At 66.6% G+C, this 10,205-nt stretch carries 14 protein-coding genes; all 14 read right to left on the bottom strand.

What is annotated here, in order from left to right; all coding sequences use genetic code 11:
* Positions 1 to 84 precede the first annotated feature (84 nt).
* The gene (locus tag ACT53K_RS18215) at positions 85 to 672 is read right to left on the bottom strand and encodes a response regulator (RefSeq protein ID WP_476230169.1); all 588 of its coding nucleotides are present in this window, start codon (positions 670 to 672) and stop codon (positions 85 to 87) included.
* 69 nt (positions 673 to 741) lie between these two features.
* Positions 742 to 1,275 carry an NADPH-dependent FMN reductase gene (locus ACT53K_RS18210; RefSeq protein WP_476230167.1) on the bottom strand — a complete coding sequence of 178 codons (534 nt, stop codon included), beginning with the start codon at positions 1,273 to 1,275 and terminating at the stop codon, positions 742 to 744.
* 38 nt (positions 1,276 to 1,313) lie between these two features.
* Positions 1,314 to 1,712 carry a flagellar export chaperone FliS gene (locus tag ACT53K_RS18205; RefSeq protein WP_476230166.1) on the bottom strand — a complete coding sequence of 133 codons (399 nt, stop codon included), beginning with the start codon at positions 1,710 to 1,712 and terminating at the stop codon, positions 1,314 to 1,316.
* Entirely contained in the window at positions 1,709 to 3,202 is a 1,494-nt protein-coding gene (fliD, locus tag ACT53K_RS18200) for a flagellar filament capping protein FliD (RefSeq protein ID WP_476230165.1), read from the bottom strand. The genes ACT53K_RS18205 and fliD overlap by 4 nt, the downstream gene beginning before the upstream one ends.
* A gap of 41 nt (positions 3,203 to 3,243) precedes the next feature.
* On the bottom strand, positions 3,244 to 4,380 hold the full coding sequence (gene flhB / locus ACT53K_RS18195; protein WP_476230164.1) for a flagellar type III secretion system protein FlhB: 1,137 nt from the start codon (positions 4,378 to 4,380) through the stop codon (positions 3,244 to 3,246).
* Positions 4,380 to 5,159: a flagellar biosynthetic protein FliR gene (gene fliR / locus ACT53K_RS18190; RefSeq protein ID WP_476230163.1), complete on the bottom strand. Its 780-nt coding sequence runs from the start codon at positions 5,157 to 5,159 to the stop codon at positions 4,380 to 4,382. Before fliR ends, flhB begins: the two co-directional genes overlap by 1 nt.
* Before the next feature lie 28 nt (positions 5,160 to 5,187).
* Entirely contained in the window at positions 5,188 to 5,457 is a 270-nt protein-coding gene (gene fliQ / locus ACT53K_RS18185; RefSeq protein WP_476230162.1) for a flagellar biosynthesis protein FliQ, read from the bottom strand.
* Positions 5,458 to 5,461: 4 nt separating this feature from the next.
* Entirely contained in the window at positions 5,462 to 6,295 is an 834-nt protein-coding gene (gene fliP / locus ACT53K_RS18180) for a flagellar type III secretion system pore protein FliP (RefSeq protein WP_476230160.1), read from the bottom strand.
* The gene (locus ACT53K_RS18175; protein ID WP_476230159.1) at positions 6,295 to 6,546 is read right to left on the bottom strand and encodes a flagellar biosynthetic protein FliO; all 252 of its coding nucleotides are present in this window, start codon (positions 6,544 to 6,546) and stop codon (positions 6,295 to 6,297) included. Before ACT53K_RS18175 ends, fliP begins: the two co-directional genes overlap by 1 nt.
* Complete coding sequence (gene fliN / locus ACT53K_RS18170) at positions 6,543 to 6,842, bottom strand: flagellar motor switch protein FliN (protein ID WP_476230158.1); 300 nt, start codon at positions 6,840 to 6,842, stop codon at positions 6,543 to 6,545. Before fliN ends, ACT53K_RS18175 begins: the two co-directional genes overlap by 4 nt.
* Entirely contained in the window at positions 6,839 to 7,708 is an 870-nt protein-coding gene (locus ACT53K_RS18165; RefSeq protein ID WP_476230157.1) for a FliM/FliN family flagellar motor switch protein, read from the bottom strand. The genes fliN and ACT53K_RS18165 overlap by 4 nt, the downstream gene beginning before the upstream one ends.
* Before the next feature lie 81 nt (positions 7,709 to 7,789).
* Positions 7,790 to 8,416: a flagellar basal body-associated FliL family protein gene (locus ACT53K_RS18160; RefSeq protein WP_476230156.1), complete on the bottom strand. Its 627-nt coding sequence runs from the start codon at positions 8,414 to 8,416 to the stop codon at positions 7,790 to 7,792.
* A 17-nt stretch (positions 8,417 to 8,433) separates the two neighbouring features.
* Positions 8,434 to 9,735, bottom strand: a complete 1,302-nt coding sequence (locus tag ACT53K_RS18155) for a flagellar hook-length control protein FliK (protein ID WP_476230155.1) — start codon at positions 9,733 to 9,735, stop codon at positions 8,434 to 8,436.
* Between the two features lie 39 nt (positions 9,736 to 9,774).
* Entirely contained in the window at positions 9,775 to 10,203 is a 429-nt protein-coding gene (locus ACT53K_RS18150) for a hypothetical protein (RefSeq protein ID WP_476230154.1), read from the bottom strand.
* Positions 10,204 to 10,205: the final 2 nt, after the last annotated feature.

Here is a 10,205-nt window from a genome sequence, read left to right as displayed (position 1 = left end):
AGCTCTCCTGCTTGGGAAAGCTATAGAATCAGCAACTGATGTCCCTGTCTACGCCCACCCGCGCACAGGTCTCATAAACCGCCGTCAGGCGGCCGCGCCCAGCGGCTCCGCGCCGCGCATCATCGAACGGCGCAGGCGCTGTTGTTCGGCGCGGACGGCGGCGAGTTCGCCGCGCAATTCGCCCAGCTCGATCGCCCGCGCGGCGATCCGTGCGTCGAGCGCCATATTGGCACGCTTCAGCTCCTCCAGCCGCTCCGCCCGCGCGAGCGTGCGATCCAGGCGCGCCGCCAGCAGATCGAATTCGAAAGGCGGCGCGAAATAATCGTCGGCGCCCGCCGCCAGTGCCCGCGCCGCCGCAGCGGGCGCATCCTGATCGACCAGCATGATCACCGGCAGATCGGCAATGTCGCGCGTGCCACGGATTTCGGCCAGAACGTGCAGCCCGGACATGTCGGGCAGATGCTCTCCCACCAGCACCAGGTCGAACCCGCGCGCAGCAATCAGGTCCAGCGCGCCGCGACCATTTTCCGCAAGCACTACCAGATAGCCGAGATGGCCCAGCCGATGCGCCAGCGTGTTCAGCGCGGCACGGTCGCGCCCCACCGCCAACAGCGACGGCACCGAACGCCGCCGCTCGACCGAAAGCTCGCGAAAGCCGCTGCAATACATCATCTAACGATCCCCGATCCTGACGGACAGGGTTACGGGCAAGCCGTGACGAAAGCGTAAAGGTGCCGCCGATCAGCGGTTGAGAAAGGTGAACAACTGGTCGACCATCGCCTGCAGCGAGGGGCTGCAACGGGCAACGGCATCCGGCTCGCTGGTGTTGACCGCAATCCCCATCGGCGTCGGCCAGCCGCGCAGGGCGTGGGTGATCGTACGCAACGCCTGCAACGTCGATACCGCCGCCTGCCATCCACCGGCAGTCGCGATCAGCCCCACCGGGCGCCCGTCGAGATAGACACGCGCATCGTCGCGGAGCAGTTCGATATAATCGAGCGCGGTCTTGACCATGCCCGACAGGGTACCGTGATAGCCCGGCGAACCGATGATCACGGCATCGGCGCTGCGCAGCGCCTCAATGAAATGCGTCACCCGCGGATCGCCCGCGCCGCTGCCCGGCTCGAAATGCGGGAAGGCAATGGCATCGCCGGTGAGCAGCGTGGTGCGCGCGCCCCGCGTCCGGGCATGAGCAAGCGCGGCGTCCAGCATGCGGCCGGTGCTCGATTCGGGCCGGAGCGTGCCGCCGAGCGCAACGATGTGAAGCGGTTCCATGCCTGGTGCGCTAGCCCAAAGCCGGGCTGCGCGCCAGCTTAGCTCCGCATCGACGACCAGGCCGTCGCGATCTCGGAGAGATTGGCGGCCGCCTCACGGAACGGCACGGGATCATTGCTCAGGCTGGCGCGTACCACGCTGCTGCGCAGGCCATGATAGAAAGTCGCGAGCGTGCGGGCGACGTCCCCGCCCTTTTCAAAATCAAGCCCGCCTTCCAGCGCGAAGAGCACCGCTGTAGCGCGCGACACGCGCTCGCTTTTTACCGTGCTGCGGCCCTGTTCGGCAGCCCAGGCGGCGGTGCGCAGCGCAGCGATCCCTTCTTCGTACAGCATCGAGACGAGCCCATGCCGATCGGCACCGCCGGTGCGGCCGACAAGATCGACCTGACGATAGGTAGCCGCCGGATCGGCGGCTAGTGCAGTGGCATAGCGTGTCATTGGTTCTTGTTGTTCCACGCATCGACCTGCTGCTGCAGGAAGCTCTGGGTGCTTTTGTAGCTCGCGACGATCGCGTTCATTGTCGAGAATTGCTGCGTCAGCCGCGTCCGCGTGTCATCGGCGTCGCTGGCGGCCTGGGCCTGATCGTCCGCAACCTGGCTCTTGGCGTTCTCATACGTCGTCTGGCTGGCGCCCAGGCCATAGGTGGTGTTGGCGGCGGCGGTGGCGATGTTGTCGAGCGCGGCGGAAATGCCTACACCGTCCTGGAACATCGCCTCGATCGTCGACGAATTGGTGGCAAGCGCCTTGGTGAGCTGGGCACTGTTCAGCGTCAGCGTTCCGTCGCGATTGGTCGCTATGCCCAGATCGGCGAGGGTATGGGGGACGGAACTGGGGGCACCGGGCACCATATCGGTCAGTGTCAGCCCGCTGAGCTGGCGCAGCATCGTCTGTGCCGCCAGGTCGTTGCTCAGCGGCCCAGAAACGGGATCGGTTGCCGTCGTCAACTGGCCGAGCACGACATTATAGGCGCTGACGAAGTCGTTCACTGCCTGGTTCAGCGCATCTGTGGGCGGGGTGCTGCCCAGATTGACGATCGTGCCCGGGGAGGCCGAGACGAGGTCGACCTCCGCGCCCGGCACCAGATCCTTGATCGTGTTGGTGGGGCGCCGCACGGCGATGCCGTCCATTGCCACCACCGCGTCCTGCGCCGTCGAGTTGATTGTGGTGCCGCTGGCGCCGACGCCGACCGCGAGTTTCGACAGGCCGGGAGCGCTCGAATCCTCGGTGGCAGACAAGGTGAAGGCCTGGGCGGCGCCGGTCGCGCTCTTCAGCACCAGCCGCGAGCCGTCGGCATCGCTCAGGATCGATGCGGTCACCCCGGCATTCTGGGCGTTGATGGCAGCGGCGATGCCCTGCAGGCTGTTGTTCGCGCTGGTAATGGCAATGTTAACCGAAGGCGTGCTGCCGGCGGTGAACGCCGTCATGGCACCATTGCTGACCGTGGCGGTGCCGAATTGGAGCGTGAGCGTGCCGGTGCCGATCGCCGCAGTGGGATCCGCTACCGGTGCAGTGCTCGTCACCTGTGCGGCGGCGAGCTGGCGCACCTCGAACGTCGAGGAAAGATTTCCGACGCTAGCGCCTTGCAACGCGGAGATATTGACGACACCGGTGTTGCTGCTGGTCGGCTGTGCCGTAAGCGTGCCGCCCTGGATCAGCGATTTCAGCGAGCTGTCGAACGTGCTGATCGCGCTCTTGAGCGACGACACGGTCGAAATCTGGGTGGTCAGCTTGTCAGCCTTGGCCGACAATGTCTGGTTGGTATTGTCATATTGGGCGGTGACGAGCTTGTCGACCAGACTGCCGATGTCGATGCCCGATCCCCCCCCCAGCGTCTGGACGATCGACTGACCCGGATTGCTCGACGACGACGTGCTGGTCGGCGTCGGCGTCGGCGTGGACGTGCTGGATACGGAGCTGGTCGTCGTCATTTGGTCCCTCTCCCCGATGAACGGCCGGCGGCGGCCACGTTTTAGGCGGGCCTGCCGATGTGCCGGCCGTTTTCGTCGAACAATGCGCTGTCCGGCACCTTCACCAGCGGCTGGATTCCCCCGGCGCGGGCATTGACCCCGAAGACGAAGGCCAGCACCGTCGCGATTGCCAGATACAGGTCGTCGCGCACTTCCTGCCCTTCGCGGCTGGTATAATAGACGGCGCGCGCCAGGCTGGGATATTCGAGCACCGGCACCTTGAACTCGGCAGCCAGTTCGCGGATTGCCAAGGCGGTCTGGCCGCGGCCCTTGGCGACAACCACCGGCGCCTGATCCTGGCCGGCATCGTAGCGCAGGGCCACCGAGAAGTGGGTCGGGTTGGTGAGCACGACATGCGCGGTCGCCACCGATTTGCGGAAGCCGCCCTTCAGAATATCGCGCTGGCGCTGACGCTGCTGTGCCTTGGTTTCGGGCGAGCCTTCGCTTTCCTTATGCTCTTCCTTGACCTCCTGCTTGGTCATTTTGAGCTGGCTCATATGGCGGAAGATCTGGATCGGCACGTCGATGCCGGCGATCAGCAGCAGGCCAGAGGCCATCACGAACATCAGCGTCAGGAAACGACTGCCCAGCGCGCCGACGGCACTCTGGATGTCGGAAGCAACCAGCCCCATCGCGCCGCCGGTCAGCGACCAGAGCAGCCAGGCGCCGATCGACCCGAGCAGCACCACCTTGAGCAGCGACTTGCCGAGTTCGATCCAGCCGGTCGGCCCGAAGATGCGCTTCAGCCCCGCGCCGGGATCGATCCGCGACGCCTTGGGTGCGAACAATTTGGCGTTGAAGCCGAGCGAGCCGAGCCCCGCCTGCCCCGCCACCGCCGCAATCACGGTGAAGGCGAACAGCGCGATCAGGGCGGGGGCGAGCCGCCACCCCGCTTCGGCGAGCGGGCGCCACGGCTCGAAATGTTCGATATCGCCATGGTCGAAATGCAGGCTGGCTGTCATCAGTTCGCGGCAGGCGCGCAGCAGCGACGGCCCCAGCATCGCCATCCAGGCGGCACCTGCCAGCATGATCAGCGCCGCGCCGAAATCGCGCGACTTGAGTATTTGCCCGTCTTCGGCGGCCTTGCGCTTGCGCTTGGCTGTCGGGGCTTCGGTCTTTTCGCCGCCAGCCTCCGACATCAGCCGAGCACCAGATGCTGGGTTGCCGAAAGCCCCTCATGCAGGATGACCTGCAGATATTCGCCCATCGCCGGCAAGGCGAGCAGGATCGCCACCACGCCCAGCGCAAGGCTGACCGGAATGCCGATCGCGAACAGGTTGAGCGCCGGCGCGGCGCGGCTCAGCATCCCCATGATGACGTTGAGGCACAGCAGCAGAAAGCCGACCGGCAGCGCCAGCAACAGCCCGGCGAGAAAGGCGTAGCCGCCGAACATGGCGATCGCCAGCAGCCGGTCGGGCGCCAGCCACGCACCCGGCGGCATCGCCGCATAGCTGCGCACCACCAGATCGACGAGAACCAGATGGCCGTCGGTGGCCAGGAACAGCACCGTCATCAGCAGCGACAGGAACTGGCCGAGCGCGGGCGAGCTGGCGCCGCTATTGGGATCGACGGCATTGGCAAAGCCCAGCCCCATGCCCATGCCGATCACTTCGCTGGCGACCATCGGCGCGGCAAAGGCGATCTGCAGGACGAAACCCAGCGCCAGGCCGATCAGCGCCTCGGCCGCAACCGACAGGAAAGTCGCGAGCGCGAAAATCTCGGTCGGCGGCGTGATATGGGTGGTGTTGACCACCAGCACGCCGATGCCGCCGGCAAGCGCGATCCGCGCCGGCAGCGGTACGGTGACGGCGTTGAACACCGGCGCCGCGACAAACGCCGCCCCGATCCGCACCATCGCGAACAGCAGCGCCCAGAGATGCGGCTCGATCGAGAGGCCGAAGCCGAGTTCGGTGTTCATCGGCGCATCGCCAGCGTCCCCTCCCGCTTCACCGGACCAGCTCGGGGATGCGTTCGAAGATGCTCGTGGTGAAGTCGCCGATCAGACCCAGGATCATGCTGCCGAAGATGATGAGGCTCAGCCCCACCACGATCAGCTTGGGCACGAAGCTCAGCGTCTGTTCCTGGATCGACGTCGCCGCCTGCACCATGCCCAGCAGGAGGCCGGCAACCAGCGCCGGGATCAGGATGGGCGCCGCGGACAGCGCCATGATCCACAGCGCTTCGTGTGCGACGGTCAGGAAATAATCGGCGTCCATCGGCCTAGCTCACAAAACTGGAGGCGAGGCTGCCCATCGTCAACGCCCAGCCGTCGACCAGCACGAACAGCAGCAATTTGAACGGCAGCGAGATGATGGTCGGCGACAGCATCATCATGCCGAGGCTCATCAGCACCGTCGCCACCACAAGGTCGATCACGAGGAACGGCAGGAAGATCAGGAAGCCGATCTGGAATGCCGTCTTCAGCTCGCTGGTGACATAGGCGGGCAACAGCACCGAAAAAGGAATGTCGGCGGGCTTGGCATAGGGACCGCTCTTGGCGAGATCGGCAAACAGCTTCAGATCGTGGGTGCGCGTCTGCTTGACCATGAAGCCGTGGAGCGCCGTGCCCGTGCCTTCGATCATCTGTGTCGCGCCAATCTTGCCGGCGGCATAGGGCTGGATGGCCGTGGTGTTCGCCTGGTTGATCACCGGCGCCATCACGAAGAAGGTGAGGAACAGCGACAGGCCGATCAGCACCTGGTTGGGCGGCGATTGCTGCAGCCCCAGCGCCTGGCGCAGCACTGCCAGCACGATCACGATGCGGGTGAAGCTGGTCATCATCAGCAGGATGCCCGGCAATACCGTGAGCAGGCCCATGATGATGAGCAACTGCAGCGACAGGCTGAGCGGCGCGTTGCCGCCACCCAGTTCGCCCAGCGCGCGATCGACCGCATCACCGACACCCGGCGTCGCCGCCGGCGCGGGCGCCGGGAGCGGCGCGGCGGCGGCATGGGCCATCGCCGGCAGCATGAACAGCAGCACCAGACCAAGCAGCGCCACGAACAGCGCTGCACGCCCGCCGAAGCTCCGGGGATGAGGAAGCGCGATCCGCATCAGCCCGCCCGATCGACCAGGGTTACGCCCGCGCGGCTGACCGAGACGAGCAGGCGGCGGCCCTCGAACTCAACCACCGCCAGCTTCAGGCCCGGCGACAGCATCATGCTTTCCTTGACCTGCACCAGCTTTTCGCCCTGCGGCTTGGGCAGGCGCCCTTCGAGCTTGCGCCAGGCATAGAGGCAGCCGACCAGCAGGCCGCAGACCAGCGGCAGCAGGATCGCCAGCTTCAGGACATAGAGCCACATCATGCGCGTTCGGCCCGCTTGTCGGGGCTGACCAGCTCGGTCATCCGCACGCCGAACTTCTCGCCGACCGTCACCACTTCGCCGCGCCCGATCAGCACGCCGTTGACGAACACGTCGAGCAGCTCGTTCGCGTCGCGGTCGAGCTCGATCACGCTCTCCTCGCCCAGCGCCAGCAATTCGCGCAGCGACAGCCGGGTCGAGCCGATCTCGACCGTCAGTTTCACCGCGACATCCTGCAGCAGCCGGAAATTGGCGGCCACGGCGCTGTCCACCGGAAAGCCCCCCGTCATCTCGTTCATCGCAGATCCTCTTCGGTAATCGGTTCAATCGAGGTCAGGCGCACCGCGGCGTGGCCATTAGCGGTGCCGACCAGCCCGGTTCCCAGGCGACGGTCGGCAACCATCACCGGCACTTCGGGCGACAGTTCGATCGGAATGATGTCGCCCGGCTTCAGGTCGAGCAGCATCGACAGCGGCACTTCCGGCGCGGCGAGTACCGAACGGACCGGCAACTGCACCTGCATCACCGCACGGGTGAGGCCGGCGCGCCATTGCGGCTCGGGTTCGGCGACCGGGCCATGGACCTTCGGCGCCAGCGCCGGGGCCACCGGCTTCAGCGCGGCGACAGGATAAAGGAGGTCGCAATATTGCGGCTTGGCATTGCCCGCGGCGATGCCGAAGCGCGTCACCACCACGGCGTCGTCGGCGGACAGTTCGGGCAGCGCGGCCAGTACCGGCCCCTGCTCCATCTGGAAACCGATGCGGGTCAGCGGCTCCCAGGCCGATTCGAGCAGCGGGCAAAGCGTTTCGGCAAAGCGCGCGGCGAGCATCTGGGCCGTGGGGCTGAATTCGGCGGGAATATCGCATGCCTCGCCGGCGCCGCCGAAGAAGCAGTCGAGCATTTCGAGCAGCATGCGCGCGCCGAACACCAGCTGGGCGCGGGCGCGGGCATTGCCCATCACCAGCGGCTGCCAGCCGGTCAGCCCGTCGCCACGTTCGGCGCGATAATCGGAAAAACGCTGCACGACGAGCGGTTCGGCCCAGCAGCGCAATTCGGTGCTATAATAGGATTCGAAGATACCCTTCAGCGACTTGGCGAGCCGTGCCGAAAGGTGTTGCAACGCCACCAGATCGCCGAACGGATTGAGGCTGGACGCCCCCAGCACCGGCGCGTGTTCCGCGCTGGGCCGGGGCCGTGTCCGCCTTTCCGCGGGTGCGGTCGATGAAGGGGCGTTAACCATGCCCGTTTACTGAACAATGAAATTGGTAAAGTAGACGTTACTAACGCCGCCGAATCCTTCCTTTTCCTTCAAAACGGCATTGATTGCCTTCACCAGCCGCTCCTGGATGTGCTTTTTGCCCTCGGCGGTGAACACATCATCCTCGCTGGTTTCGCCCAGCGCGAGCAGCACGGCGGAGCGGATCGCGATCTCGTGCGTCTTGATATTCTCCAGCACGCGCTGGTCATAGGGCGTGGAGACAGCAATCCCGACCTGCACGAAGTGGACGCTGTCCTGCAGGTTCGAGGTGAATTCCTTCTCCAGCGGATAATAGTTGGAGGCATATTTGTCGCCTCCCTCGCCCTCAGGCGTCTTCAGCCCCTTGATCGGCGCGGCGGCGTCGTCGCCATGCCCGCCTTCGCCGCCCTTTATCGAAGCCCGCTTCTCTTCGCTCTTTGGCACCAGCCGCGGCGTATCGGCATCAGCAGCAGCTTCTGCATGCTTGGCGCCGCCGATCCACCCCGCCTGCATCGCATAGACCGCCGCACCCCCGCCGGACCCGAGCAGCAGCACCGGCAGCGCGATGAACAGGATCAGCTTGCCCTTGCCCTTCTTCTTTTTGCCGGCGGCGGCATCCACGATTTCGTCAGCCATCAGAATATTCCTCTTTTTCAAGCAATGCGTTGATCGGCCTCAGCGTCCGGCGAGGCAGTCGCCGTGCCGGATGCGCCAACGGACGCGGGGGCCGGCGCAGGCCGTCCCTGCGCGTTATGCTGGCGCTGCTGACCCGAGGCACCGGCACCGGCGCCACCCAGGTCGACGCTCGTCTGGCCCAGCTTCAGCCCGCGCGAATCGGCGATGTCGCTGAGGCGCGGCTGGGCGTCCGTGAGCAGCTGGCGTGCTGCGGGCGTTTCGGTTTCGAAATGGACATGGACGCGGTCGCCCTCGGTGCGGATCGACACGTCCACCTTGCCCAGCGCGTCGGGAACGAGCGTGATCTTCGTGCTGTTCTTTTCCGGCGCCGCCTCGCGCAGCGCCTCGATCCGGTCGATCATGTTACCGACCCATTGCTGGTGGCGCGTGTCGAGGGCGCCCTGCTGGCTCTGGCCGGCGGCGGCGACCTGCGGCGCGCCCGGCGCATCGGGTGCAGCGGGGCTGAGCACGGTGTCCGCGGTGACTTCACGCAAGGTGCGGCGGGCGGGCAGCGCGCTTTCCAGCGATGTGGCCGCAGCCGCTGCCGCCAGCGTCGCGCCGGTTGCCCGCGCCGTCGGCGCCGCATCGCGCGCGGTCTCGAACTGGGCAAGCGGGATAGCGAGCGGCTGGGCCGGCGTGGAAACCACTGCCCCGGCGGCGGCACGAACTTCGCCCTGCGCGGCGCCAGGCTGGACGGAAGCGGGCTGGGCAGAAGCGGGCTGGCCGGGGACAGACGAGGCGGTGGCGGCGGCCGACGCTTCGGCGAGCGTCGCGGCGATCGTCGCCTGGAAACCCGGTACTGCTGCGGCGGTGTTCGCTGCCCCAGGCGCTGCCGGCTGGCCGACCGGCGCAGCAACGGTGCCGGCCGCATCTGCCGCACCGCTCTGCGCAGGCGGCTGCGCAACCCCGGCGGCCTTGGTCGCGCCCGGCGCCGTCGCAGCGGCAATCGTCGTACCGGCGGGCGGGCTCTGCGGTATTACGCCTGGGCCGAACCACGCAAAGGCGATGTCGGCTGCCTTGTCGTCCGCCTTTTCCGCAGGTTGCGCCGCGGAATCGCTATCGCCGGTCGCACCATCGGACGGCAATTTTTTGCCGATCGCGGCAAGAAGCTGCCGGGGATCGGCAAGCGACGGCGCGCCCAGCAGCGTCTGGATCGCGGTCGTGAAATCGCTCTGTGCCCCCGCGGCACCGCCATTGGCGGTCGCCGGAGCAACGCTCGTTCCCGCGCCTTTGGGCGCGGCAATGCTGACCTGGGCGAGGGCCGGTGCAATGTTGGACAAGGCGGAACCCCTTAAGCTGAAACTATATCCGCCTGTCTCTCAGCAAGGATCGTGCCGAACCTTGCGAAAGGAAGGAAGATTTTCGAGCGCGCGGAATTCGCGGCGGATCGCGGCGGCGCGTTCGCGATCGATCAGCTTCTCGATCGCGCTCTGGTCGCGGCGCGCCTCGCGCGTGGCTTCGCGTGCGGCTTCGAGCCGCGCCGCTTCGGTCTCGACACGGCTTGCGGCGGCATGGGCGGATTCGTGGAGGCGCGCGCGGTAATGGGCTGCAGCGTGCAATCCGACCGCAACAGCAGCGTCGGGCGACGCAACCGGCGCGACATCGGCTGCCAAAGCCGCGATGCGATGGCGGAGCGAATCGGCCTGCTCCACCCGCAGCCGCGCCTGCGCCTCTTCGGCCCGCACCAGATCGAGCTGCAACGTGCGGACGCGCAGCAGACGGTCCAGCTTCTTGGGCGATCTAGCCATGG

The organism is Sphingomonas sp. DMC8 (assembly GCF_056314185.1).
Note: the sequence above shows the minus strand (reverse complement) of the source record. Positions and strands in the feature narration are given on the sequence as shown.

What these genes read in the sequence shown, in the direction of transcription:
- ACT53K_RS18215 (WP_476230169.1), bottom strand. Translation starts at nt 672, where the DNA reads ATGATGTATTGCAGCGGCTTTCGCGAGCTTTCGGTCGAGCGGCGGCGT.
- ACT53K_RS18210 (WP_476230167.1), bottom strand. Translation starts at nt 1,275, where the DNA reads ATGGAACCGCTTCACATCGTTGCGCTCGGCGGCACGCTCCGGCCCGAA.
- ACT53K_RS18205 (WP_476230166.1), bottom strand. Translation starts at nt 1,712, where the DNA reads ATGACACGCTATGCCACTGCACTAGCCGCCGATCCGGCGGCTACCTAT.
- fliD (WP_476230165.1), bottom strand. Translation starts at nt 3,202, where the DNA reads ATGACGACGACCAGCTCCGTATCCAGCACGTCCACGCCGACGCCGACG.
- flhB (WP_476230164.1), bottom strand. Translation starts at nt 4,380, where the DNA reads ATGTCGGAGGCTGGCGGCGAAAAGACCGAAGCCCCGACAGCCAAGCGC.
- fliR (WP_476230163.1), bottom strand. Translation starts at nt 5,159, where the DNA reads ATGAACACCGAACTCGGCTTCGGCCTCTCGATCGAGCCGCATCTCTGG.
- fliQ (WP_476230162.1), bottom strand. Translation starts at nt 5,457, where the DNA reads ATGGACGCCGATTATTTCCTGACCGTCGCACACGAAGCGCTGTGGATC.
- fliP (WP_476230160.1), bottom strand. Translation starts at nt 6,295, where the DNA reads ATGCGGATCGCGCTTCCTCATCCCCGGAGCTTCGGCGGGCGTGCAGCG.
- ACT53K_RS18175 (WP_476230159.1), bottom strand. Translation starts at nt 6,546, where the DNA reads ATGATGTGGCTCTATGTCCTGAAGCTGGCGATCCTGCTGCCGCTGGTC.
- fliN (WP_476230158.1), bottom strand. Translation starts at nt 6,842, where the DNA reads ATGAACGAGATGACGGGGGGCTTTCCGGTGGACAGCGCCGTGGCCGCC.
- ACT53K_RS18160 (WP_476230156.1), bottom strand. Translation starts at nt 8,416, where the DNA reads ATGGCTGACGAAATCGTGGATGCCGCCGCCGGCAAAAAGAAGAAGGGC.
- ACT53K_RS18150 (WP_476230154.1), bottom strand. Translation starts at nt 10,203, where the DNA reads ATGGCTAGATCGCCCAAGAAGCTGGACCGTCTGCTGCGCGTCCGCACG.